The sequence below is a fragment of the Thalassotalea euphylliae genome, from assembly GCF_003390335.1.
In the GTDB taxonomy this organism is placed as follows: domain Bacteria; phylum Pseudomonadota; class Gammaproteobacteria; order Enterobacterales; family Alteromonadaceae; genus Thalassotalea_F; species Thalassotalea_F euphylliae_B.
Map to the genome: position 1 here is coordinate 4,344,944 of NZ_QUOU01000001.1, position 24,936 is coordinate 4,369,879.

Consider the following 24,936-nt stretch of genomic DNA (forward strand, 5'->3'; position numbering starts at 1 on the left):
AGCGCAAAACCTTACTAACCCGCTTATTTTATGGCAAAAGTCAGCCGAGACTTGGCTTGGCTCTCATCCTCAATCCTTGCTTGGCAATGAATAATGCGTTCGGCGTCAATGCCCAGCTCCTCAATTAAATGATCGGTAAATTTATCTAACCGAGCCTCCCCAAACGCGATAAGTTGAATATTTGGCTCGGCTACTGCAGTGCCCGCTGAGTTTGTTATATCCAAGGCATTCACTTTGGGACAGATCACCACTTGCGCACTTTCTTGCTGCGCCATCACCGCAGCCAGTTGCTTAGCATATGCCAGTTGAGGCTCCAAAAGTGCTAATTGGCCAGATTGATACGGTAAATCTTCCATCGAAATTTCGAACAGAGAATCACTCGCCAGCATAGCCACTGTGATGATGTTGGCATAAGGTAAGAAGGTTTGGATCATATAATTCTTCGCCCCTTCTTTGAGCGCCTTTTCCGTAATTAAGGAAATTAAACCACCAATGCCTAAGTTTGGTTGATTAATATCACCCGTCAGCGGGAATGTTAACTCAATATTGCCTTGGCTGTCGGCCAATTGGCCAATCGCCGCATTGATGGGAATAAGACTGCCACTCGTTTTTTTTGAGTCCTTTTTGGGGGCTGACGTTAACGCCATTGCTTTGAGCAAGGTGGTCACTTCACCATTAATCTGCTGTTCCTGCAACTTTAGGGCAAAGTCTGACGTTAGCTGACCTTGACTAATTCTGTGACCAATGGCGTCGACAACATAGGGGGAATAGGTTGCTAGGTTAACAGAAGAGAGCTTCCCTTTAATATTCAAATCCAGATGCTCAGTAAAAGGATAGATATCACCAGCAACTTCAATCTTGGCTCGCTTGCCAAGTTGGCCGTTTAATACAAATGGACTAGCCTGGGTTGGCGCTAGTGAATTGATGTTTTTCAGGTTGAACTCATCTATGAGCAAGCGCTGAGTAACGGGCTCACTCGGCGTATAGTCAAACATGTTTAGCTCGGCGGCTCCTGAAATCGCAATATTATCAATGTGAACTGTGGTGACTGATTCGTCAGTTGCTTTTGTTTCTGACGGTTCAGCAAGTGGAGTTTCCTGTTTAGCTACGAGATTAGCTGTAGAAGCTTGTTGGCTTTGCTCTGTTTTCACTGCAGGCAAAACGGCTTGAGTTGATTCTTGATTCGAAGACTCTGGTACAACTGGCGGCGCGAGCACCCAGTTTTCGGCTGGCATGAGCTGACTTTTATATACTGTCGCACGTTTAAGTTTAAGGGCAATATCAGCAATATTTAACGCAGCAGGAGCAATAGGCGATGTAGAGGAAGTAAAAGATAGTGCGGTAATATCAAGCATATCAATGTCAAGCAAAGCGTCTGGTTGCTCACCATTTAACGCGATTGAATGCAACGCTTGTGCTTGTGAAATAATGCCGTTGCTTAGGCTCAACGATGCGATATCGATCGCTTGCTCTGTAACCTTTACATTAAGATCATTGACGATAATCTCTTCAATGGCTGCTAACGTGTCGCCATTGGCGAGCAACCAGTTCAGTTGATGAAGCGACAATTGCGCGAGCAAGCTCCCTTCCAGATTGTCAGCGAGTTCACCTGTGCCACTTGCACCCACTTGCTCAGCTGAACCTAATGGCTCCCCTACACCCAATGGCTTCGCGGTGCGCATCGCGAACTGCTCTGAAGCCAAGTTTATTGCCATATCGCCGAGTTTCAGCGTTGAACCATCAAGCGCATCAGCTGATCCTTCGGGTAAGGTTAACGCCAGCGTGTTTAACTTGAATTGCGTGTCTAAATCGGCAATTTGCCAATAAGCACCTTGAGCTTTTTCCGTTTTAGTTAGTCTCGCTGTTGAAGCTAAGTCAGCCATGCCTGAGAGTTGACTATCCTGTGGTAGCCATTGCATAAAGTCTTCAATTCGAGCTTTGGCTTCGAACTTTCGAACGTCAATTTGAGTTACTTTTTCAAGGTGACTCAAGGTTAGCTCAACATTGAATGGCTGGCGGTTAAAATCACTTTCTAACGCGAGATTAAAAGCAATTTCCGGCACTGGACTTTGCGAGCGCTGAGAGGCGTTCAATTCCCTGATGGCCAAGCGATGCACTAACCAAGTATGCTCTCGCTTCGCTTTCAGTGAAAAACTAAGATTCTCAAGCGTTAACAAGTCTCCGCGAACGGACCACACTTGCGTATTATCGCCGCTAGGAGCCCTGCCCTCTTTTGATGGCTTAGCTGTTGAATTTTCTGAGCGAGGTTGCCAGCCAGAAAAAGACACCTGAGAGTCAGCAAGCTCGCTGAACACTTGAATACCATGTAAATCAACAAACTCAACGTGTATTTCGCCTTTGATTAGCTGCCAAGTGTCCAGTTTAATTGCTAGGTGTTGCAGCGTGAGCATTGATGTTGTGTCTAAAGCTGTCGAGTTTTCTTGCTGACTCGCCGGACGATGATTGAGCGAGAACTGCTCTACTTCAATTGCCGAAATGAAAGGATTAACGGTTAGTTGCTGAATATCAACAGCGAGATTTTGCTGTGCTAGTGATTTATTGGCAAAGTACACGACGACAGGGGCGCTGGCGTACATCACTAGCAACAGCAGAACAATGAAAAAAACACCTAAGGTTGACCATTTATTGACGATTTTCATTGCCTACCTGCTATTAATTTATGCTATTGATTAATACTAGCTAGCAGCGTGCTAACTATTACTTAATCAATAGCTTAGCGCATAAATTACGTAGATTAAAATTTCTCCGTAAGATAGCCAGCCGTAGTACTAAGTCATTGCTAGCACTTGTTTTACTAGTTTGCCAATGCCCTCCGCGGCTTGTGAGATATTGCCTGCCAGCATATAGGCCGGCGTGCTGACCACTTTGCGCGCTTCGTCGACAACAAACTCAGACACCGGGCATTCAATATGCTCCCCCCCCAGCGCAGTCACGCCTGCGGCAGTATCGGCATCAGTACCAATTGTTGCTTTTGCGCCTTGGCCATACACCATAGGGATCATTGCTGGTGAAATACAAATATAACCCGCTGGCTTACCTTCATTGGCAAAGCTTTGACAGGCAGCTAATACATCCGCATTCATTGATGCTTCGCCGCCGTTAACGGCAAAATCACATAAATTCTTTGCTGCGCCAAAGCCGCCCGGTAATAGCAAGGCATCAAATTCATCAGCATTAAGCTCAGTCACTGGCTTAATTTCGCCACGGGCAATACGCGCAGCTTCAACGAGTACATTGCGAGACTCTTGCTCCGCGACTTCTCCCGTCAGGTGATTTACCACATGCATTTGCGCAACATCAGGCGCAAAACATTGATACTGAGCACCATTTTGCTCAACCGATAACATAGTGATCACCGCCTCGTGAATCTCGCTGCCATCAAAGACACCACAGCCACTTAAAATAATTGCGACTTTTTTCATTGTTGTTTCCTTATTCGTTAAATTGAGTATGTGAGTTAAGCCATTCAGCCCAGCCTGTCACTTAGGCTTAGTCAGGCTCAGCTACTCTTGCTGAGCGTTTTATCCACAACGTTTTTCTCACCAAGAAAGCGCGGCAGTTGCACAAGCAAGACGACTAGCACTGATAACCACATCAGCAAACTAAACGGCATCGCAGAGCCATCATAAAAGAAGGCTAAAATTGGCCCAGCTAAACCGCCAATACCAAAGCGTAATACGCCAATCACCGCCGTGGCTGTGCCTGATTGTTCCGCAAATTTTTGCAAAATAATGGCATCCGCATTGACTGCGATCATGGAAATACTACCCATTAATGGCAATACCGCAGAAACGGTGTAGGCAATCGGTAACTGCCAGTAATTCACCATGACGAGCGCACTTGAAGCAATCACTGCCACTAACAAGCCATAACCAAGCATAGTCCGTGACCCCTTGCGCACCACTAAGCGAGTATTAATAAAATGTGCTGTCATCAAAGCGCCCACCGTTGCCGCGAACAGCACACTAAAGGTAAATTCACTGACTTGAAATACCGTCATATAAACAAACGGCACCGCCGTGATGTAAGCGAAAAACGCCAGTGAGATCATCATAGAAGCGATCAGCTCTAAGCGCGCGGGTTTATTACCTAAGACAATTTTATAACGGCCGAGAAAACTCGGTGATTGCGCTTGCTGTTCACCTTGCTCACTTGCTAAGGACGCTGCGCGATTTGGCAATTGTTTCACAGCAAAGAGTAAAATCAGGCAGGCATAAACTGCTAGGGCATAGAAAATCGCCTGCCAGCTATGCAACGCCAAAATCACACTGCCAATACTAGGCGCGATCATCGGGGCGAGCATCATGATCATACTAACGTACGATAAGCCTTTGGCTGTGTTTTTCTGATAGATCTCGCGAATCGTACCTGGCACGACAACTGTCGCGGCACTACTCAAAAACGCTTGTACAAATCGCATGCCCATAAAGGCTTCTATGCTAGTGGCAAACGGCAAGGCGAATGTGGCCAGCATAAAGCCAATGAGGCCTATCATCACTAGATTGCGGCGCGGATATTTATCAGCCAAGGGGCCAAAAAATAATAAACCACAAGCATAGCCAACGAGATAAATACTCAGCGTATTTTGTACGCTTGGCATGGTCGTCGCTAACTCATCCGCAATTTGCGGCATTGCGGGCAAATACAAATCAATTGCCAACGGTGATAGCGCCATAATTGACGCCAGCAAAGGTAATAAGATTTTCTTCGAAATAGTGAACGGATTTTGGGTCACAGTGCTCTCAAATTTATTTTTTGATGTAAGGTTTATTGACTGAATGGTGCTGATGTTGAGCAACTAATTGCCCCAGAATTTTAATCGCTTGCTCGATATCTTGGTGCCACTGCACACCAAAGCTAATGCGCATATAGTGCTGGTACTTACCCGACGGTGAAAAAATCCCACCCGGTGCAAAACTCACCCCTTGGGCAATCGCCTCGTGAAAAAAATCATCGGTATTGACATGTGAACGACATCGCACCCAAAGCACACTGCCTCCTTGTGGCTTAGCAATACACACTTCACTGGGAAAGTGCTCAGCGATTAATGCTCGCATGCGCTCACAATTGTAGATCAGTTTTTTACGCAGTACAGCCAAATGGCGATCATATTCACCCGACAGCAAATATTCGGTTAGCGTCCATTGCTGCAACATCGGGGTTGAACACGATTGCGCCCGTTTAATACGCTTTGCTTGCTCTTCAAAACGCCCCGGAATTAACCAGCCAATTCGGTAGCCCGGTGCTGCCGTTTTCGAAAAAGACGAGCAAGTGAGCACTAGTCCTTTTTCAGAATACAGCTGGGCTGGCTTTGGTCGCTCGCCGTCAAAATGCAAGTCGCCATAGGTATCATCTTCAATCAAGGGGACATTATGGCGCTCTAGCAGCTCGACCATTTGCTGACGGCGACTATCAGGCATCAGTGACCCCAAGGGATTATTGATCGCCGTTGAAAATAGGCAAGCTTTCACGGGATATTGATTGAGCGTTTTTTCCAGCTCGTCAAGGCAAATACCGTCTTCTGTGCAGGTATATACTTCCAACGCTTTCATCCCCAAGCTTTCAATCAGTTCAATTAGGCCAAAGAAACAAGGCGATTCAATCGCAATCACATCGCCTTTTTCAGCAACACATTGCAATGCGATCGACAGCGCTTCCTGACAGCCATTGGTGATCAGCATATCCTGATAATTGACCGCAACTCCCAACTCTTGATAGCGAAATGCCAACTGCATTCGCAATTTAGGATCGCCATTCACTGGCCCATAACTCACCGCTTTTTCTGCCACTTTGCAGAGCACTGAGCGCATTAACCTCGCTAGCGCTTTATCTGGCGGGTGAGTATTCACAGGGTTAGAAATGCCCAGCGCCACCGTATTGGGTAAGTGAACGGCATCGTGCACTTGCTCAATCAAGCTACGACAATTGACCTCCACAGGCTTACTACCCATCCATTTACTGCGCGTAGGCTGCAAGGTACGGGCTTGCTCGGCTTGCAAGTAATAGCCTGACTGCGGGCGAGCGCAAACCCGCCCCTGCTTTTCTAACTCTAAATACGCTTGCTTAACCGTAGGTACGCTTATTTCCAGCTGCTTACTCAGCTTGCGTAAACTTGGCAGCTTGTCACCCGCGCGTAATAAGCCCTGCTGCTGTTGATCATCAATAAACTCAATAATTTGCTGATAGAGGAAATCAGACGACTGACGGTTAAGTAGTTTCATCGCAAACTGTATAGGTTACATTTTCATTTTTCTGTATATGTTATTAAAACAAACACTCGCTACACTGTCTATCAAGCAATTAGTTTTAGACATTGCCTTCAAACAAAGTTTTCGACACTGTTTCTGGCAGCACAACTAAAATAAGGTCAGTGAAATAATAAACAGTCAGTCGCGTATTTAAGCAACGATATTCAACACCCAATTGTGATAGGACATTCGATGAACAACACCATGCTTTACATCCTAACTGTGCTGATTTGGGGCAGCACTTGGATAGCCATTAATTACCAATTGGGCGAAGTCGCGCCTGAAGCCTCGGTCGCCTATCGTTTTGGCCTGGCCGCGACTGTTTTGTTTATCTATTGTTGGCTGCGAAAGCTGCCACTGGCAATGAACACTAAGCAACATATGTGGGTAGCACTTTTCGGCATGGCGTTATTTGGCTGTAACTACTTTTTTCTCTATCAAGCACAGCAACATATTAACTCAGCGCTAACTTGTATTGCCTTTTCAACCTTGCTGCTGTTCAACATTATTAACGCCCGTATTTGGTATAAAACCCCTGTGAATTCTCAAGTGGTTATCGGCGGTACTTTGGGTTTAATCGGCATTGTGATTTTGTTTTGGCCACAAGTGAAGACCTTGAGTTTTACTGATATGACGTTATACGGCCTAGTGTTATGCCTAATTGGCACCGCATCGGCATCAACCGGCAATATGATTTCGATTCGCAACCAAAACAATAAAATGCCCGTTGTTCAGTCTAATGCATGGGGCATGCTGTATGGCACTATTTTTATGAGCGTTTTAGCTCTGGCACAGGGTAAGTCGTTTACCTTTGAGTGGTCTGCATCTTATATCAGCTCACTGTTATTTTTATCCATTTTTGGCTCAGTGATCGCCTTTGGTTGTTACTTGTCGTTGATGACGCGTATTGGCCCGCATAAAACTTCGTATGCCAATATCCTATTTCCTGCAGTTGCCGTGGCTATTTCAACCGTGGTTGAAGGCTTTGTCTGGGATCAATACACAGTATTTGGCTTTATCGCCATTATGGTGGGTAACTTTGTTGTGCTCTCAAAACCAAGGGCGTTAAAGCGCGACAAAATGGTGGTTAATAATGACAAGGCTAGCAGCGAAAAACCTAGTACTGAAAAACATAGCGCGGAAAAGCCCAACAACATCGACACAGACAAAGTAACCGCCAGCTAATCACTTTACTCACATCAGTTTTGGCAACACAAAACGACTAGTTCAATCAATTTTTGTTGCCACCGGCATGGCATTCCTTCCCGCCATGCCGTTTTTCTCACCTTATTCAGTTCTGAACCACCTAGTATGGTTAAGTTTAATTTTTGCACAACGCTTTTCGCTGTGTTATCAATATACGAAACTAGTCGTAAATTGATGGCCGTATAAATTTTATACTTTAAGCTCGACTTAAAAATAACAACAAAAACAAGGAAGAACGCAATGCATACAATACACAAAGCATTTCCTGTCATCTCACATAAAATGGTTAAGTTTGCTAGTTATCTAATGCTGGCGATGCTAGGTACTATTTCGCTTTTATCACTGTCCGTTTGCGCAACAGATATCAGCGCCTTAAACCCAATTGAAGAGCTAACTATTTCTTCTGAGTTAGTCGATGCCCCAGTTATTTACAACGTTACCCTACCCGCTAGTTATCAAACCAAAACTGACAAGCGCTATGTACTGTTGTTTGATATCCATCCGCGCAGCCAGCCGATGCACGCAGGCATGCACGACTGGATGAGTCATAACGGTGCTTGGCCATGGTTGGAAACCATTATTGTGACGCCAAAAAATTACAACGAAGCCTTTGCGGCTATTTATGCTGAGTACGTGGAAGGAAAAAGCACCAAACTATTAGAGTACTTTGCCCAAGATTTACTGCCCAATATTGCCAAAAACTACCGACTTAATGGCTTTAAAATATACAGCGGCTTTACCGGCAATGCCGCTGTAGGCTTAGGCTTGCTACTCGATCAACCTGATTTATTTAATGCCTATATTCTTGCCAGCCCGACACTCAACAATCACCCACTAAAACTTCATGAAAAAGTAGCAACACAATTTAGTAAGTTACCCAACAAACCCCGCTACGTGGCACTTTCGATGAGTGATAGCAGCTACGACAAATCACACCTTGCGGCTTTTGAACAAGTCACTGCGCAGATGACACTGCTAGCGCCTGAGCATACCCAAGTCAGCGTTCAACGCTTTGACGGCAACTACTATATGACCCAGCCCGTGCTGGCAACCAGCTATGCCATTGAAGAAATATTTAACGATGTTCACCAAGCACTAACACCTGATTCTGCTATCGCCAAACAAGGGGCTGATGCCATTCTTGCCCACTATCAGTTTTTATCGGCAGAAAAATACGGCTTTGAAGTCTCAGCGCTTAACTCGCTAAAAGCACTCGCAAAGTCAAAGTTAGAAAATGAACCTGAAACTGCGATTGCGATCCTGCAAAAAGCGACTCAACAATATCCAGAATCTGCTTTTGCCCACGAAGCACTGGCCGCTGGCTATTTTCAATTGAAAGACTATAAAAAGGCAGTAGCAGAGCAGAAACTTGCGGTCGAGCACGCTAAAGACCTTGTGCCTTATTGGCAACGCACGTATCAAGAAAAACTCAGCAAGTATCAGCAAACGCTTAACAATCACGCCGCAGAATAAACCGAAACGAGCAGGTGGCATTACGCTCACCTTCCTTCGCTAACAGAGTAAAAAATTGAAAACGAAAAACTGCAACTAGACGCAGAATACTGACTTGTCATCGTTTATTAGCAGCACACTTCCTCGATATTTTATAGCTTATTATTCAGCCAGTTAGATTATTGATGCAAGGAAGAAGGTAAAAATCGTTATGTTGAAATTATTTAAGAAGACACGCCACATAACATTCGCAATAAATGTCGCTATGGTGTCTTTTTCATTACTCGCTGCAAGCGCATGGGCAGGCGAAACGGAAGATTTTGTTGAAAAACTAAAAGCCCACTATCAACCCACCAGATCAATTAACGCTTTTTCATTTAGCTACCACTTCTTAAACAAACAGTATCGATCTCATGATTATTGGGACTATCAAGCACCGAATCGCGTTCTGTCGGTCAGGATGGTCGAAGTGGATATGGCGAAAAAGCACTTTTATGACAATGACATTCTGTATTCTCCCGGCGGTCAAATACTTGATAGAGCGCAGTACCAAAACGATACCGAAAGTTATTACTACGAAAAAAACGGTAACTTTTTAGGCAAGCGGTATTTAAACAGAGGTATGGGGAATTTTGATCGCTTTATGAGTTTTATGGCAATGAATATCGACTTTCTGGCTGTAAGACCGTTACTAGATGAAACTGATATTAGCGGTAAAGTTACCCTTGCTCACGATACTCAATCAAATACAACTACCCTTACCCATAAAGTGTCAGAAGAAAGCATTATTGACTATCAATTCAGTAACGAGCCTTTACAGCTTCTAAAACTACACAATAAATCAAGGCAAGCGATCTACGTCTACGATGATTACCAAACAACCAGAGGTCTCACCTTCGCACGCTCGGTGAATAAGTATTACAACGGCGATCCCGTACCTGCCTACATCAGTTTTAATGATAGGTTCGATATCATTGAGCACGTAGACACCTCGAAATTAAAGCTTCCAGCAGGCTATGGTCCCGAAATTAAAAGGGGAGATGGAGTTTTAACAGCCACAGAAATTGCCAAAGACCTTTTTCTCGTCACCGACGCTTCAGCTTGGCGTAACAGCTTATTTAAAGTCAATGGCGATAAAATCATGGTCTTTGGCGCAAGTGGCTCGCCAGCACAAGCAAAGAAAACCACTGCACTTATTCGCGAACAATTTCCCGAAAAAGCAATTACTGCCATTCATGTAACCCACCCTCAAACACCAGATATAGCAGGCCTTAATGTTTATGCGGAGCAAGGAATCGAGATATTGGCAGATAACTATACTATTGCGGCTATCAAAGCCTTTCCAAGCTTTGCAGAAAATATCGATTCATTCAAATTCCGCACCATCGAGCATGAACAAGTGATTGATGGTGCGAGCTTTTATATTTTAGAAAGTATGCACGCTAAGCGACAAAGTTTTGTCTACTTCAAAGACAGCGAAATTATCTTTCAAGCAAACTTTCTTAATATAGCGTTTGATAACACTATTCCTAAAGTGATACCGAATTACACTAGAACTTTTATTGATTTTGTCCGTAGCAAACAACTGAAATTAAAGCGTATTGTCGGCAATTACAAAAACAACAATATTTCAGTAGAAGTGATGAATAAAACCTATAACGCCATGATGTAGATTTTGCCCTAATTGATGATTAACCGATAGTTTATTCAGTGAACATAGCAGACTAACTATGTTCACTTGTTTATTGAAAGGTTTTATTAAAAGGGAATACATAGAAAGCTCAGCATAAAAACACCATTGCCTTACATCGTGTTCGCTTGATAAGCCTTATTCATAACCGCCAGTGAAATATTGCTATTCCGGTTTTGCGCTACAATGCGCGTAACCTTGAGCTTTGAGTCTCGAACAAAATCAATAAATTGTTTGCTGTAGCTGGGCAGGATATTGGCAATGGTATTATCGCGAGCGATTTCAAGAAAATCTGACTGATAAATCGTTCCGCTTTGGGTAAAGTAGGCAAAGCTTTGGCGTTTTGAACGAGCGCTCTCAAGAACATAAAATTGCACACCATTGTTCACCTGCTCATGGCTGATAGGTTCAAAAGAAAAGCTGTCAATCTTATCCGTAAAGCGTGGATAGGCTTTAATTGCCGCAATCGTATAGTCATCGGCATACACTTTCGCCCCTTGTTCCACAAAAGGTAAAAGCCCAGTTATGTGTTCACGATAAGGGTGAGTGACATAAACACCACTAATTTGCTTAGTAGGAAATTGCTGCTTGATGGTTTTCAACACAGATTCTGATAAGCGACTACTTCTTGGTGCGCCAAACACCATAATATTGCCGCCGTTTACGGTAAATAAGGTATTGTGCTTTTGTGATGCGTCGTTAATTAAGTAAAGGTCTTCAGCGATTTCAGTAGCAGCTAACGCTAAATATTGCTCAGCAGGTTTGATGCGATAACCATTGGGCAATGTGAGCTTCTCAGGTGTTATCTGCTCAATCACCTCAAACTTCTCAATTCGGGTTATAAAGCTGGGGATCACATCGCCGTTGTAGTGCTTAATCAATGAATGTGCGAAGTGGTAGCCATTGCTTGTTCGGTAATCGCCATAGAGAAAAATGCGTTTTCTCGCTTTGTTATTGATGGATTCTAAACGCAGCGGCGCGAGATTAAACACATACTCGATTTCTTTACCTTTAGCGCCCTCAGCCTGTCGATGCGCTAAAGTCACTTTTCCAGCGACTTTGTCTGGCTGAATGTCGATGGTCTCACTAATATCCTGACTAACACTAATTGTTTGCAGCAAAGGTCTAACCGCTAAGAAATCGAGATTCATTAAGGTTAAGTTTTTATAGCGAGAGAAACTATTCATACTCTGCGCTATGGCACTTTTACCCAAGGAAATACCATTGCGTTCATAACGCGAGCTCTCGCTATCATTTTGAAAGTGCACTTCATCTAAATACAAGCCACCAGTAAAGTGATGCACAACATTTTGATAGTAGTGCTGCTTTTCCATATCAATATCTGTGACTTTAAAGGCTTTGTAGCGGCTAGGGGCTTGATAGTCCCATGATTGATATGGGTCACTGCGGCCAAAATAACTGTGAGTCAGTGAAAAAGCGCTAATTGAGGCCGTTTGCTGGTAGTGCTTTTGTAGTAGCTCAATAAATGCCTTTGCTTCACTCGCGTATGTGCTTGAAGTCACTCCTAGGTAAAGCAGCGCAAGCAGTATGAAGGTGTTAATTCGCAAAATAAATTCCCTTTTAAATTCAGTGAAATTAGTTTTTCAAATCCTTGACTGCTAACTAAGGTTAAAAAAGTGAAAGTGTTAATTAACTTTTATTATTAATGCCCAATCATCTACGCCAATTCAACCAGACCAAATGAACCATGCCAACCCCCACATGCTCAGTTACCCATTTAAGCTCGATTGAATAATCTTACCGGCCAGCTCTTTTGTCAGCTTTGCCGCAACTTGGGCAGTAACCCCGTCGATATCACGATTCGGGTTAAATTCCACGATATCAGCGCCGACAAGTGGCGCATCAATTTGATGGATAAGGTTAATCACTTCACGTGTCGTTAAGCCGCCCGGTTCGCGGTGAGACACCCCCGGTGCAAAAGCTGGGTCAATACCATCAATATCTAGCGATAAATATACAGGCGTATCAAATGACAATGGCTTAGCGAGCGGCCAGTGGCGCATTTCGAACATCTCTACCGAGAATTTTTCCGCTTGGGCAATCTGGTGAGCATTTAACGTGCGAATACCCACTTGTACTAAGCGCTGACATAGCCCGTCTTCCATTACCCGCGCAAACGGGCAAGCATTTGAATACGGGTTGCTTTTGAAACTGTCGTATAAATCTGAATGGGCATCAATATGGAGTATGGTCAGCTGTGGAAAATACTTGGCGTAGGCTTTTAGCAGTGGATAGGAAACACTGTGATCACCACCAAGCGACAAGCATAAATTGCCTGCCGCGAGCTGCGCTAATGCCGCTTGTTCAATATCGTGGTTAAAGCCATATGGGGTAGATTTGCCCGCTAAAAAGCTAACATCCTCAACAACTTGCCACTGGGGGTTGTCAGCAAGGTTGACCCCAAGCTCAGTGCCCTTGTTAAGCGAGCCGTGCGCCAGCACGTTTTTGATCACGGCTGGCGCTTTGGCTGGGCCTGGTTCAAACGATGAATTATCGTCAAACGGAACACCCAGCAATGCTAGCGAATGAAACTCGCTTAATAAGCTCTCACTTTGCATCAGCTTATTCATGACCAATTGGTGAACCCGGTGGCAACGCTATACTTGATGCCGGAGTGACGCGCTTGCCTTGCGCTAAGCTAAAGTCGATTTGCTCAGCCAATAAAGTAAATTGCGCTTTCATGCCTTGGTGTTTACGTGATTTACGGTTGTCATCTAACCAGTCACCTAAGTCTTTTAGCGCGACATAAAGCTCAGCTCTAACTTCCGTCACCACTTTATCGCTGTGCCACAGGGTAAGTAAGTGCTCAACTACCTGTTGGTTAACACGTTGCTGCACCAGTAAGCCTAAGCCCTTTTCACTGTTTTGTTTAATAGTACTTTCTAGCAGCATATCCAACAGTTTTTCCACTGACGGAATATCTTTGCCCATTAACGATTGCTGCTGTAATCGCGCTAAACGCTCGGCATTTAACAACAGCCCAACCGTATGTTTCGCTGCCGCTTCTGCAGCGCTGACCGGATCAAAAGTTAGCCCAGTGTTGGCTTTAAAACTTTCACGATTGCGCTGATAGCCATAGGCTTTTGGTGGAATTAAACCGATTAATTCGTCACTCAGGGTGAGCGTTTTCGGTGTTAAGGTCGCCAGTAAGGCGTCTAGGGCTTGATATTGGCTATCACCCGCGACGGCTGACACGCCAACCACTTCACCTTCCCCTTTAACTTCGTAGCTGTAATCAACACCAGCAACAAGCTTCACTGCCGCTTCCACTTGGTAGCGATGGAAGTTATAGATTGGCACTAATACCTGCTCAATTTCTGACAGCGGCGTGCCATTGGCAATTGAGTTAATACCAAAATCTTGCAATGCTTTTTCACGTACCGCTAATACGCGGGTCAACTCAGTGGCGGCGCTTTTGCCGTTATCCCATAAATGCCCTGTCGCATGGCCACCTGATTTTGGTCTGGCATCGGGATCCGACATATATTGCAAGCCTTGGCCTTTCGCCTGGGCAATCAAACCCGCGAGTGCTTCACCTTCAAGTTCAGGGGCAATATCACTATAGCCATAGGCGATAACGTACTTGTCCCACGCACCAATATCTGTGTCGTACGCGTTTGATAAATCAATTTCACCGTTATTAAGTGTGATGTAGGGATGTGGATAATCCATCACCGAGGCGCGATTATTCACACTGGCTGCGAAGTTATGGGCAATCCCTAGCGTGTGACCGACTTCGTGTGCGGATAACTGACGAATACGTGCTAGTGCCATTTCCTGCTGCTTGCTGGTATCTGCTTGTTCACCACTCTCCTCGTTTGTATCATTGCCAAATGGTGAAGTTAGGCCAAGGGCAATCAGGTAGTCTTGGCGGACACGTAATGAGCCCAAGGTAACATGGCCTTTGATAATTTCGCCTGTGCGTGGGTCAATAACCGATGCCCCATAGCTCCAACCGCGCGTGGCACGATGAACCCACTGGATCACGTTGTAACGCACATCCATAGGATCAGCATCTGCTGGTAACATTTTCACCTGAAACGCATCTTGGTAGCCAATCGCTTCAAACGCTTGATTCCACCAACGTGCACCGTCTAACAAGGCACTTTTTACTGGCTCTGGCACGCCCGCATCTAGGTAATAAACGATTGGTTCAACTGCCGGTGAAACAGCTGCCTCAGGATTTTGCTTTGCTAAGCGATGACGCGGAATAACACGCTGGATCAGTGGTTCATCAATTTTAGTGGCGTAATCGGCATGGCTAATTGCCCAATAGCCGCTGTAAGGGTGGAATGCACGTTCTTGGTAATTATCGTCAGGCAGTTCAATTAAGGAATGATGAAAGTTAACGGTTACCGCTGTGTTTTCTGGCGTCACTGATTTTAAGTAAGTACCCGCGCCCGACCCTTTAAACGTGATCGTAGCTTCAAATTCGGTATTTTGAGGAAAAGCTTTAGTGCGCTTAGCGTACAAGCCACTGCGAGTAGCATCGACTTTAAAGCTACCTTGTTTGCGCTGTTTTAAACGTTCACCGACACCGTGGATATCAGAAAGTAAAAACGGCGTGTAATCCACCACAACCTTGCCACTTTTGCTCGCTTTAGCCACTTTAAAGCCCCAAATAATTGAGCTGGCAAAGGCTTCATTAATGGCTTGGCGTTCAAGCTCGTTGTCGCTATTTGCGCGGTAGTAAGTGTTCAGCTGACGTAAAAACACTTTTTCGCCAACACGCTCAAACTGCACCAAACGGGTATTGCCTAACTGGCCGCGATCTAAGCCAATATCGTTAGAGCCAATGCCGTGTGGCATACTACTTTGAAATAAAAACGGCTGCTCAAAGTTGTCAATTTCTAGGTAAACCTTGCCGCTATTTTCGTCGTGATAAAACGAAAAATAGCCTGATTGATATTGCTTGTCTTTGCTAAATTCTGCGAAGTCAGCAGGCGCTGCCCACGCGCTGGAAAGCCAGCTAAGGCAGAGTATCAGCACGGTTAACAGACGATTTAATTTCATCCTAATTCCTTATTATTTTTACTAAAAACGGTCGCAAAATTGCGTTATAATCGGCTAAAAGTTAGAGTGAAAACTTTCAATAAATTGATCACCCGCGCCAATAGCGAAATGCATGACTTAACTAGCTTTTTGGCCACCGAGAAATTTTGCTCTAGCTAGGGCGTATTGAACATTAGAGACTGAAAGTTCAACACGCCCTACAATATACAGTTGGCGAAGGTGGATCAAATAGAAATCGACCAGCCAACAATAACTTGCCATCAACAACAAGCAATTAGGTAACCCTATGCAACGACTAGCGCCAGCATTACGCGAAGACGACGTACCTTTAGACTTAATCTCGTTAATTAAAACCATTCTTGCCGCCACTAAAGAAATTTCATTCCGCGTCAGCCAAGCACAACTAGGCGGCTTAATGGGCTCGACTTTGGATGAAAACATTCAAGGTGAAGTACAGAAAAAGCTAGACGTGGTTTCCAACGAATTAATTAAAGATATTTTGCTGGAATCAGGCTTTGTTCGCGCCATTTCGTCTGAGGAAGAAGATACCTCAGTGGCTGGCGATCCTAACGGCAAGTTCCTAGTGTCGTTCGACCCACTCGATGGCAGTTCAAATATCGATATTAACTCACTGATTGGCACAATTTTCTCGATTCACGAAGCTATTCCTGAGCTTGCCGCTGACGATCCTAAACAATTCCAACAACCTGGCCACAAGCAAGTGTGCGCTGGTTATGTGCTATACGGCCCGTCAACCATGTTGGTCATGACCACAGGTAAAGGCACGCATTTTTACGTACTCGACAGAACCCACGGTGGTTACTTGTTGGTTGAGCGCAATGTACAAGTGCCAGCCGATACCCGTGAGTTCGCTATAAACATGTCGAACCAACGTTTCTGGCAAGCACCAATGCAAAACTATATTAATGATTTAGTGGCTGGTAGCGATGGCCCGCGCGGCGAGAACTTTAACATGCGTTGGATTGCCGCTATGGTTGGCGATATTCACCGTGTCCTAACTCGTGGCGGTATATTCACTTACCCTGCCGATAACAAAAACCCCGAAAAACCTTACAAGCTGCGCTTAATGTATGAAGCGAACCCGATGAGCTATTTAGTGGAGCAAGCGGGTGGTTTGGCGATGACCAGCCAGGGGCCGATAATGGAGATTGAGCCAAATGATATTCACCAGCGTGTGGAAGTGATCATGGGCTCTAAAAACGAAGTTGAAAAATGCTTGAGCTACTATAACTAGCTCGTATCACGCGATTTCAAAACGCTTCAAAAGCTCATTCATCGCTCATTCATAGCTCAGTAAAAGCCGCATCAAATTCGAGGTTATTCGAATAAGACTGCGGCTTTTTTTTATCCACCAAAAACTGCTAGAATACGCGCCAATTAACGAATATCAATTTCTTGCTTGGAGAATTATCAATGCCAGCTTACGCGGTCGGACACAAGGTGCCAGATTCTGATTCAGTTTGTTCAGCAATCGCCCTCTCGTACCTAAAAAACCAAATTGGTGAAGACGTAAAACCAGCACGTTTAGGCGAGCTATCACCAGAAACGTTATTTATCTTAGACAAGTTTGGTTTTGAGCAACCTGAATTAAAAATGACCTTTGCTGATACTGACGGCATTTACGTAGTCGATCATTCAGATCGCATCCAAGGTCCAGATGATATCGACGACACGACAGTATTAGGTATTATCGACCACCACAAACTAGGTGATATCACCACCTCAACACCACTTGAGTGTTGGATTCGCCCAGTAGGTTGTACTAACACCATTATTAAAATGATGTACGACTTCCACGGTGTTGACATTCCAAAAGACATTGCGGGCGCCATGATGTGTGCGATTTTATCTGACACCGTTATCTTCAAATCGCCAACGTGTACCACGGCGGATATCAAGTGTGTTGAAGCACTTGCGGAAATCGCAGGCGTAGAAGACTACAAAGCACTAGGCATGGAAATGTTTGAAGTTAAGTCAGCGGTTGCTGGCACACCAGTACGTGACTTAGTGATGCGTGATTTTAAAGATTTCAACATGCACGGCAACAAAGTCGGTATTGGCCAGCTAGAGCTGATCAACTTAGGGTTAGTTGACGACATGAAAGCTGACTTACAAGCCGATATCGCGGCATTAAAAGCGGAAGGCGACTACCACAGCGTATTGTTAGTGCTTACCGACATTATGAAAGAAGGCTCAGAAGTGCTCGTCGTCAGTAACAATGATGACTTAACGGAAAAAGCCTACGGTGCTGTATCTGTTGACGGTAAAGTGTGGATCGACGGCATTATGAGCCGTAAAAAACAAGTCGTACCGCCACTACAAGATTCATTAGCTTAATCACTGATTCGTTAATGCACTGATAAAACCCAGCTAACATACGCTGGGTTTTTAGCCCTTGCCTAACCCGAATTAAAAAACCCCTCGTCGTAGTGAGTTATCGACATTCATTAATATAAATTCGTATGCACACACGCCAGCTTTCCACGAGTAATTTACAACAGCTTGCTGACTTTCAGGCGAAAAAAAATCGTCACTACACTCAACTTGAACAAGGGAAAGTTGCCGCTAACTATCAAGAAGTGACGATAGGTCAACTCCATATTTTTCGAGAGTCGATCAACTTAGGCAGTAGTATAAGTGCTTCACCAGCAGAAACTTTTGTCCCTTTTGGCTTTGTTTTACCACATTCTGGCGATTACAACTTTTGCGGCCAAGCTAGAATAGAGAAAAGCTTAATTGTCGCAACAGGTGGCACGTGGGATATCAGCTTTTCAGGCTCAATTGATTATATTTCAAACGTATTTCAGCGTGATTATTTTTACCAACATTACCACCAGTTAACAGGTGAAGAGCTTAATCAGCAGCTCGCCATCAGCCATTTAAAGCCGATTGCAGATAATATCGCGACTGATTATCCAGCAGTGATTCAACGCTTACTCAGTCAAGTAAATCAGCAAGTGATGGCTTCACCGAAATTAATGCGCCTATTAAACGCTGAAATACTAGGGCTCACCCTTAACGCATTGGCAGCAACAAGCGCATCAGAGAAAACCTTATCACGCCAGCCTAAACGCATTATCGGGGTAAAACGCGTATTAGGTTATTTGGAACATCATGCCAGTGATTTACCTGATATGAGTGCTTTATGCCAAATTGCACAGATTAGCGAGCGCAGTTTACAATATGGGTTTATCGAATATTTAGGCATCACGCCCGTCAAATATTTACGAGCGTTGCGTTTAAATAAAGTTCACTATGAACTATTAGCAGCTCAGGATAAATCATTAACAGTGAGCAATGTTGCTTTAAAGTGGGGATTTTTAGAGCTAGGGCGATTTGCACAGGAGTACAAACAGCTTTTTGGTGTATTACCATCGCAAACTCTTAAAGCTAGCTTGCGATGACTTTAGTGGGCGCTGCCAATAGCTTTTGAGCATAAGCCTTTGCCTGTGGTGAAAACAGTAAGGTTTGTACATCACTGTAAGCGTCTTCCACAATCAGCTGATTATCACTAACTGCAATGCTAATTTCTGCCAATAAAATAGCTTCATAGACATAAGCTGCAACAGCATTATGTTGATACAAAGCAGCCAGCTTTTCAGCTTGTTCAACCTTAGCTAATAACCCTAGCACATCGGTAATGGCGGTTGGAAATTGCCAATATTTAGCAATCAAATAACTAAGTTTTCTGGCATTTTTAAGCAATAACGCTCTAAACACAGCCGAACTTGGGCTGGCATCTGGGTGCACCTGTGAAAAAGCCTCAGACAATAACTGATAAATAACGATGTTACCTAAATTTGCCACTAAGCCAATCAAATAGCCTTTAGCAGCAACTTGCTTGTCTGTTGATTCGGACAACAAGTGTTTAACGACCTGCGCCGACAATAAGCTATGCTGCCATATTTTCCGCCCATAATATTTAAAATAAACATCAGATTGCGGAATGAGTTGACTAATAAAACCACGAATGACCCCTTCGTTAACACCATTTGCCCCTAGCAACATAAACGCATTTTTAAGATCAGTGATTGCCTTACTACTGCGGTTGTATGCTGATGAATTCGCTAATTGGATCACTTTCGCAGCAATCGCTGGCTCATGTTGCAATAAATGAACAATGGCATTGGTGTCAAACTCGTCATTATTGAGCTGACTAATCACCTCACTCAATGAGGCCGGTAAAACAGGCAGTGCTTGTAGAATAACACTTGGGTTATTTAATAAAAGCGCGATACGTTCAGCAACGTAACCCGCTAACTCATCGTCAGCACTGTGCTGTGTTTGCTGGCCAAACAAGGCATCGTAAAAGTGGTTTTGATATTGCTCTCGCTGCGTAAAAGTATGCCCGCTAGTAGCAAACTCTACCGCTTTAGGGATTAGTTGGCTGTCACGCTTATGAGGCTGATTGCTACCATACTGATTATCAGTGCCTAGTCGCCCATTAACCTGTACTGAAGGGCTCGCAGTGGCTGACTGAATTGCAGATTGAGCGGCTGAAGATGGCCGAGATTGCTCAAAATAATAGAGGTTCGTTTGTGCACTTTTAGGAGCGGCTTGTAGCGGAGAAAATAACTTTTTGAGTAACTGACTAAACATACTTAACATTCAATTGGATCATAACAACGCATATCACTAACAGCTTAAAGCACCATATGCTTGTTAGTTTCGGCTACTGGCAAAGCGACCTGTCACCTGCTCAGGAAATTTAAAGAAAATAAATTTGGACGGATATGTCATGCTCGTCACCACCTCACTACGAAAGGCAAGGCACACCTTTTCACCATTATCGACAACAAGGTGAATGGCACTTAATGCACCGGCTTCAATTTGGCTATAACTAATAGCCGCAGGGAAAACCGTTGGTTTAACAATTAACAAACGATTAGCATCAATACCAACTAACTCGCCATAAATTTTCTGCTCTCGCTTCATTAGCAACTGAAAAACTAGCTTAGTACCTACTTTTGCTCCCGCTAACAACTCAGGTGATAATTTATCGCTAATATCCTTTGTGTGCATAAACTATAATCCTTGAACATTCCATTAACTTCCTAGCACTTAGCCCGATAAGGGTAATGAGTACTAACTCACAAAGCCTGGCTATTTTACTGGTTATACCAGATAGTGAATATGCAGTTTCCGCAAATTTTACCAAATAGTCAGTTTTTACAGTCAATGACAAACGGCGATGAGCAGTTACTTTAACCTGCAAATGGTATGGAGGTAATTATTGAGTCGCTAAAGCAAAAAACATGGTGAGCGTTACTAGTCCCATCGGCTTTATGAGGTGTACTAAAATAAGAGGCTTAAAATACGTGGGTTAAACTAGTTCGGCTAGAGCCTGTGGACTAGATTAAATGGATCAAAAGTGACTGTTGATCTTTCTTGGTCATTTTCGCAACCACCAGTTTAAACGAGTTATCGATCATTCGCTCAATTTCACCTTGCGGAATGGAACCATCTAAAATCACCGTATTCCACAGCGCGCGATTCATATGATAGCCGGGGATCACGCTATCAAAGATATCTCGCAGCATAACCGCTTCTTCGGGGTCACATTTTAAATTCATACAATAATACCCCTCAAGCTTGCCGTCCGTGCCTTTTTCATTGCCTTTTCCCAAGGATAAGGTGGCGAACATCTTGCCTTTCACTTTGTAAACTTCAACGTCTTCGCCAAATGGAAAATCTTTAATTGTTTCAGGCTTTGCGAGCAAATATGCCCTTGCTGCTTGCTCATTCATTAGCAAATTCCCTGTAAAAGAATGGGTTAGTTATTAGCTCTAGTATATCTGAGCGATTGCAAAAAGTGATCTTTGTCATGCTTTTCTACACTCGTTTACATTTCGACAAAACCACGACATCGCTCGTACACACTCTTTTGCTAAAACTAATGACAAGCAAAACGGAATTGCTTTTACGGTGACAGCAGTATGACCTTGTTTACTCACTCGCACATTATCAGTAGCAATAGAGTGAAAAGGAACACCAAGTTTTAAATACGGAACAATGCGAATACTTAGCTAGCGCTGGGTATCATACGTTTAGTCGGCATATTGGCTAAGCACATTAAGATAAGTTTAGGAGAGAACAATGAAACGTAAACTACTCGCTGGAATTGCCGTAAGTGCCATTGTTGCAGGCTCATATGCCCCAGCCAGCTTTGCTCAACAATACAAATTCGTCGCCACTGATAACTCGCATGAAACACAGTTTTGCGTGAAAGCAGGCAATAATGATGTCAAAGGGGTTAAAAACATGCTGCGCAAAATGGGGATTCACGATCGCAAGGTGAATATCAATAACATACGCTGTAATGATGTATCGCCAGCAAAATTTGCCTATACCTACCATGCCAACTCGTCGTTCAACTTTTTAAATAAGCACAGTGTTGGCCGTAACAAGGTAAAGGCATCGGTAACTATTCGCGATGTTGCTAAAGCAGACCAAGCGCCAAAAATCATTTACGTGTCAACAGCTAACTAACCCCCAAACGCGCTGAGCCAGAAATAGTCACGGCTCACGAATAATTAGGGAAATCGCAAAAGGCGTAAGAAAAGCTAGCAAGCCCCGTAAAACAGGTGAGTAGCCATGCTACTTGCCTGTTTGTATTTATTGGTTATTTACTGACGATTTGGTGAATCTAGTTCACTCCAGAGCACAGCTAGACAATTCAAGCCGACGGCGCTTCAAAGTAAAAAACCATTGCAGTAAACTATGCAGCATGACAGCATTGCCCCTTCAACGAGCACGTCTTCAAACCTTTACGACCATTACTGAAAACCATCACCGACAACAAGTACTAACAACACACATGAAAACGACAACCATTGCAGCCTTGATCACGACTGCACTCATTACACTTATCACTTCACTTCAACCAGCCCATGCACTAGGTAAGCTTGGACACCAGTTAGTCTGCGACCTTGCCTACCAGCAGTTAACACCGACCGCACAAGCCAAAGTAGATAACCTGCTGGCCAGCCTTAGCAAAACTGAACGCAAGCGTATCAACGAATACAACTTTGATGATAAAGCGAGTAAGGTCACGCTGGGCAAGGCCTGCACTTGGCCGGATGCCATCAAAAAGCTGAGTAAATACGATGACTTGAAACCTTGGCATTACGTTAACACAGGTCGAGATAAACAAGCGCTAACACACGACACCTGCCAAAAAGACTGTATTACTCAGGCGATTCCGTATCATGCCAACCAAGTGATCGAAGGCAAAAACATTCAACAACGTACTCAAGCACTGATGTTTTTAGGCCATTGGCTAGGTGATATTCATCAGCCGTTACATGTTAGTTTTGCCAACGATTGGGGCGGTAATAAGACTAAAGTCAACGCAGAGGGCGTTAAGTGCACGAGTATGCACTGGCTGTGGGATGAATGTTTGCTCACCCGACAAACCCAGAGCAACAAGCTCGCAGGTCAATACCAGCAGTTTATTGTTCAATTAAATCAGCAGTTATTAAGCGTTCCAGCAGCTGATAAGCTTAATTGGCAAAAAGCAACGGTTATCGATTGGGCCAATGAGTCTTTTGCTATCGCCCGCGCGCCATCCACTCACTACTGCCAGCTCAATGCCTCTGATACCTGTCAAGAAAAGGCTCAGCCTATATCATTGGGGAAAGCTGAGCTTGATGTGATGTCTGAGCAAATTAATCAACGTATGGTGATGGCGAGTGTGCGTTTTGCCCATCAGCTAAATACCATCTTCAATACCAATCGAAATAATTAACCTCAGCTCAGGATAACTAATGTGCTTCTAGCGGCTATTTTTACTGCTACCAGCGTTAAATTTACTTGCAATAGACTCGCTATTGACGCGCAAATTTGCCTTGATATCAGCAAAAATTTCTCGCTAGAAGATAACGATGAATATCAGCATTTGAATTGATTTGTTATTCTCTATTTTTTATCCAAACCTGAGGTTAACTAGACCTCAACGTTTGCGCCTCGCCAGTGCCGCTCAACTGTTAAGCGGCACTGGCACTTACTAGTCTGCCAAGCGATTTTTCGCGGCAATCCATTGTGACATATACTGGGTACTTTTATGGCTGTGGTGGTTTAGCATCAAGCCAATAAAATTCGCTTGCCTGTGCTCGGCCAGGTTATTCGCTAGCTCTGTAAGCTGATGGCGAAACTGCTGCACAAAAGGCTCATGATGAAACAACAAATGACGATTTTGTTTGGCCAACGCACTTGCCTTAAGCCATTTGTCTTCATCTTGGTAGAGGCTAATCGCCGCTTGCGCTAAGTCATCAACCGTTTCGGCAACCTCACCAGCCCAATCTAACTCAGTCGTCATACCTTCAACGCCAATCGCTGTTGTTACCGACGGCGTGCCACACAGCATAGCATCGCTTAGCTTCCCCTTAATACCCGCGCCAAAACGCAAAGGCGCTAAACACACTCTGGCTTTACTCATGACCTCAAACGCATCATCAGCCCAACCTTTAACAAGAAAACCTGATTTTTCGCAGTGTAAATCGGTCGCTTTTTTCGGGGGATATGCGCCATAAATATGCAACTGAGCTTGTGGTAATACCTTGCGCACTTTTGGCCAAATTTGCTGTTTAAGCCAAAGTACGGAATCCCAATTAGGCGCATGACGAAAGTTACCGATGGAAACAAAGTGCGCTCGCTCACTAAAAGCCGCACTAGTGCGTGAGAGCTCTTTATCCGTGTACAAAAACGGTAAATAACACAGCAGTGATTCTGGAACTTGATAGTGTGTTTTCAACAAGTCAATCTCAGCTGGCGAGATCATAATGGTGAGATCACAGCGATAAATTGCCGCCACTTCGCGAATCGCCAGTTCAGTAGTTAAACTAGTATCGTCGAGGTGACCATCACGCTTATACGCTTGGTGACGCGCATTGCGCAGGCTTTGTAAATCTTCGGTGTCTAAAATGCGCAGCGCATCAGGACAGTGTTTGGCAACGCGCCAGCCAAACTGCTCTTCCATCATATAGCGATCGTACATCACCGCATCGGGGTTTAAGTCACAGACAAAGTTATCGAAACTGTCACAGTTCAGGGTAATTTCCTGGACATCGACAGTGAGATGGGAAAGATCCATCATATGATCTGTTTTTTGGGCAGGGCTGGCAAAAGTGATGTGATAGTTAAGCATTTGGAACAGGCGAATAAGCTGCACCATACGGCTACCAGCGGCAGAAGAGTTAGGCTCTGGCCAGACCCAACCAATAATAAGCAAAGATTTCATAGCAAATAGCGGAAAGGAAGAATATG

At 44.2% G+C, this 24,936-nt stretch carries 19 protein-coding genes; 8 read left to right on the top strand and 11 right to left on the bottom strand.

The window, feature by feature from the left end:
* Positions 1-23 precede the first annotated feature (23 nt).
* From DXX93_RS18875 to DXX93_RS18890, 4 genes are all read right to left on the bottom strand, one after another.
* The gene (locus DXX93_RS18875; protein ID WP_116009460.1) at positions 24-2,660 is read right to left on the bottom strand and encodes a DUF748 domain-containing protein; all 2,637 of its coding nucleotides are present in this window, start codon (positions 2,658-2,660) and stop codon (positions 24-26) included.
* Between the two features lie 129 nt (positions 2,661-2,789).
* The gene (gene elbB / locus DXX93_RS18880; protein ID WP_116009461.1) at positions 2,790-3,443 is read right to left on the bottom strand and encodes an isoprenoid biosynthesis glyoxalase ElbB; all 654 of its coding nucleotides are present in this window, start codon (positions 3,441-3,443) and stop codon (positions 2,790-2,792) included.
* A 77-nt stretch (positions 3,444-3,520) separates the two neighbouring features.
* Positions 3,521-4,756 carry a multidrug effflux MFS transporter gene (locus DXX93_RS18885; protein WP_116010050.1) on the bottom strand — a complete coding sequence of 412 codons (1,236 nt, stop codon included), beginning with the start codon at positions 4,754-4,756 and terminating at the stop codon, positions 3,521-3,523.
* A gap of 13 nt (positions 4,757-4,769) precedes the next feature.
* Entirely contained in the window at positions 4,770-6,242 is a 1,473-nt protein-coding gene (locus DXX93_RS18890) for an aminotransferase-like domain-containing protein (protein WP_116009462.1), read from the bottom strand.
* Positions 6,243-6,461: 219 nt separating this feature from the next.
* Here DXX93_RS18890 and DXX93_RS18895 point away from each other — a divergent pair, with 219 nt between their 5' ends.
* The 3 genes from DXX93_RS18895 (at position 6,462) to DXX93_RS18910 (ending at position 10,599) form a co-directional block, all read left to right on the top strand.
* Positions 6,462-7,454: a DMT family transporter gene (locus tag DXX93_RS18895; RefSeq protein WP_116009463.1), complete on the top strand. Its 993-nt coding sequence runs from the start codon at positions 6,462-6,464 to the stop codon at positions 7,452-7,454.
* A 261-nt stretch (positions 7,455-7,715) separates the two neighbouring features.
* Positions 7,716-8,948 (top strand): hypothetical protein, encoded by a 1,233-nt coding sequence (locus tag DXX93_RS18905; RefSeq protein ID WP_147302723.1) that lies wholly within the window; start codon positions 7,716-7,718, stop codon positions 8,946-8,948.
* Positions 8,949-9,138: 190 nt separating this feature from the next.
* Positions 9,139-10,599: a hypothetical protein gene (locus tag DXX93_RS18910; protein ID WP_147302724.1), complete on the top strand. Its 1,461-nt coding sequence runs from the start codon at positions 9,139-9,141 to the stop codon at positions 10,597-10,599.
* 131 nt (positions 10,600-10,730) lie between these two features.
* Here the strand turns inward: DXX93_RS18910 and DXX93_RS18915 are convergent, their stop codons facing one another.
* The 3 genes from DXX93_RS18915 to DXX93_RS18925 form a co-directional block, all read right to left on the bottom strand.
* Complete coding sequence (locus DXX93_RS18915; RefSeq protein ID WP_116009467.1) at positions 10,731-12,185, bottom strand: hypothetical protein; 1,455 nt, start codon at positions 12,183-12,185, stop codon at positions 10,731-10,733.
* 162 nt (positions 12,186-12,347) lie between these two features.
* Positions 12,348-13,208: an agmatinase gene (speB, locus tag DXX93_RS18920; RefSeq protein ID WP_220347585.1), complete on the bottom strand. Its 861-nt coding sequence runs from the start codon at positions 13,206-13,208 to the stop codon at positions 12,348-12,350.
* Positions 13,201-15,651: a zinc-dependent metalloprotease gene (locus DXX93_RS18925; RefSeq protein WP_116009468.1), complete on the bottom strand. Its 2,451-nt coding sequence runs from the start codon at positions 15,649-15,651 to the stop codon at positions 13,201-13,203. The genes speB and DXX93_RS18925 overlap by 8 nt, the downstream gene beginning before the upstream one ends.
* Before the next feature lie 286 nt (positions 15,652-15,937).
* Here DXX93_RS18925 and DXX93_RS18930 point away from each other — a divergent pair, with 286 nt between their 5' ends.
* From DXX93_RS18930 to DXX93_RS18940, 3 genes are all read left to right on the top strand, one after another.
* The gene (locus tag DXX93_RS18930; protein ID WP_116009469.1) at positions 15,938-16,906 is read left to right on the top strand and encodes a class 1 fructose-bisphosphatase; all 969 of its coding nucleotides are present in this window, start codon (positions 15,938-15,940) and stop codon (positions 16,904-16,906) included.
* 179 nt (positions 16,907-17,085) lie between these two features.
* Positions 17,086-18,009: a manganese-dependent inorganic pyrophosphatase gene (locus DXX93_RS18935; RefSeq protein ID WP_116009470.1), complete on the top strand. Its 924-nt coding sequence runs from the start codon at positions 17,086-17,088 to the stop codon at positions 18,007-18,009.
* Between the two features lie 125 nt (positions 18,010-18,134).
* The gene (locus DXX93_RS18940; RefSeq protein WP_116009471.1) at positions 18,135-19,076 is read left to right on the top strand and encodes a helix-turn-helix domain-containing protein; all 942 of its coding nucleotides are present in this window, start codon (positions 18,135-18,137) and stop codon (positions 19,074-19,076) included.
* On the opposite strand, the gene DXX93_RS18945 is transcribed toward DXX93_RS18940, so the two are convergent.
* From DXX93_RS18945 to DXX93_RS18955, 3 genes are all read right to left on the bottom strand, one after another.
* Complete coding sequence (locus tag DXX93_RS18945) at positions 19,063-20,280, bottom strand: HDOD domain-containing protein (protein WP_116009472.1); 1,218 nt, start codon at positions 20,278-20,280, stop codon at positions 19,063-19,065. The two genes, DXX93_RS18940 and DXX93_RS18945, sit on opposite strands and share 14 nt — an antisense overlap.
* Positions 20,281-20,334: 54 nt before the next feature.
* Complete coding sequence (locus DXX93_RS18950) at positions 20,335-20,694, bottom strand: hypothetical protein (protein WP_116009473.1); 360 nt, start codon at positions 20,692-20,694, stop codon at positions 20,335-20,337.
* 329 nt (positions 20,695-21,023) lie between these two features.
* Positions 21,024-21,419 (bottom strand): MmcQ/YjbR family DNA-binding protein, encoded by a 396-nt coding sequence (locus DXX93_RS18955; protein ID WP_116009474.1) that lies wholly within the window; start codon positions 21,417-21,419, stop codon positions 21,024-21,026.
* A 349-nt stretch (positions 21,420-21,768) separates the two neighbouring features.
* Here DXX93_RS18955 and DXX93_RS18960 point away from each other — a divergent pair, with 349 nt between their 5' ends.
* Together DXX93_RS18960 and DXX93_RS18965 are read left to right on the top strand one after the other, a co-directional pair.
* The gene (locus DXX93_RS18960; protein ID WP_116009475.1) at positions 21,769-22,161 is read left to right on the top strand and encodes a DUF3718 domain-containing protein; all 393 of its coding nucleotides are present in this window, start codon (positions 21,769-21,771) and stop codon (positions 22,159-22,161) included.
* 238 nt (positions 22,162-22,399) lie between these two features.
* Complete coding sequence (locus DXX93_RS18965) at positions 22,400-23,419, top strand: S1/P1 nuclease (RefSeq protein ID WP_116009476.1); 1,020 nt, start codon at positions 22,400-22,402, stop codon at positions 23,417-23,419.
* Between the two features lie 258 nt (positions 23,420-23,677).
* On the opposite strand, the gene DXX93_RS18970 is transcribed toward DXX93_RS18965, so the two are convergent.
* Positions 23,678-24,910, bottom strand: coding sequence for a glycosyltransferase (locus DXX93_RS18970; RefSeq protein ID WP_116009477.1), 1,233 nt, complete (start codon positions 24,908-24,910; stop codon positions 23,678-23,680).
* Positions 24,911-24,936 lie beyond the last annotated feature (26 nt).

Excerpts from the sequence above, each read along its gene's own strand:
- DXX93_RS18875 (WP_116009460.1), bottom strand. The coding sequence starts at position 2,660 with ATGAAAATCGTCAATAAATGGTCAACCTTAGGTGTTTTTTTCATTGTT.
- elbB (WP_116009461.1), bottom strand. The coding sequence starts at position 3,443 with ATGAAAAAAGTCGCAATTATTTTAAGTGGCTGTGGTGTCTTTGATGGC.
- DXX93_RS18890 (WP_116009462.1), bottom strand. The coding sequence starts at position 6,242 with ATGAAACTACTTAACCGTCAGTCGTCTGATTTCCTCTATCAGCAAATT.
- DXX93_RS18895 (WP_116009463.1), top strand. The coding sequence starts at position 6,462 with ATGAACAACACCATGCTTTACATCCTAACTGTGCTGATTTGGGGCAGC.
- DXX93_RS18905 (WP_147302723.1), top strand. The coding sequence starts at position 7,716 with ATGCATACAATACACAAAGCATTTCCTGTCATCTCACATAAAATGGTT.
- DXX93_RS18910 (WP_147302724.1), top strand. The coding sequence starts at position 9,139 with ATGTTGAAATTATTTAAGAAGACACGCCACATAACATTCGCAATAAAT.
- speB (WP_220347585.1), bottom strand. The coding sequence starts at position 13,208 with ATGAATAAGCTGATGCAAAGTGAGAGCTTATTAAGCGAGTTTCATTCG.
- DXX93_RS18925 (WP_116009468.1), bottom strand. The coding sequence starts at position 15,651 with ATGAAATTAAATCGTCTGTTAACCGTGCTGATACTCTGCCTTAGCTGG.
- DXX93_RS18930 (WP_116009469.1), top strand. The coding sequence starts at position 15,938 with ATGCAACGACTAGCGCCAGCATTACGCGAAGACGACGTACCTTTAGAC.
- DXX93_RS18935 (WP_116009470.1), top strand. The coding sequence starts at position 17,086 with ATGCCAGCTTACGCGGTCGGACACAAGGTGCCAGATTCTGATTCAGTT.
- DXX93_RS18940 (WP_116009471.1), top strand. The coding sequence starts at position 18,135 with ATGCACACACGCCAGCTTTCCACGAGTAATTTACAACAGCTTGCTGAC.
- DXX93_RS18945 (WP_116009472.1), bottom strand. The coding sequence starts at position 20,280 with ATGTTAAGTATGTTTAGTCAGTTACTCAAAAAGTTATTTTCTCCGCTA.
- DXX93_RS18950 (WP_116009473.1), bottom strand. The coding sequence starts at position 20,694 with ATGCACACAAAGGATATTAGCGATAAATTATCACCTGAGTTGTTAGCG.
- DXX93_RS18955 (WP_116009474.1), bottom strand. The coding sequence starts at position 21,419 with ATGAATGAGCAAGCAGCAAGGGCATATTTGCTCGCAAAGCCTGAAACA.
- DXX93_RS18960 (WP_116009475.1), top strand. The coding sequence starts at position 21,769 with ATGAAACGTAAACTACTCGCTGGAATTGCCGTAAGTGCCATTGTTGCA.
- DXX93_RS18965 (WP_116009476.1), top strand. The coding sequence starts at position 22,400 with ATGACAGCATTGCCCCTTCAACGAGCACGTCTTCAAACCTTTACGACC.
- DXX93_RS18970 (WP_116009477.1), bottom strand. The coding sequence starts at position 24,910 with ATGAAATCTTTGCTTATTATTGGTTGGGTCTGGCCAGAGCCTAACTCT.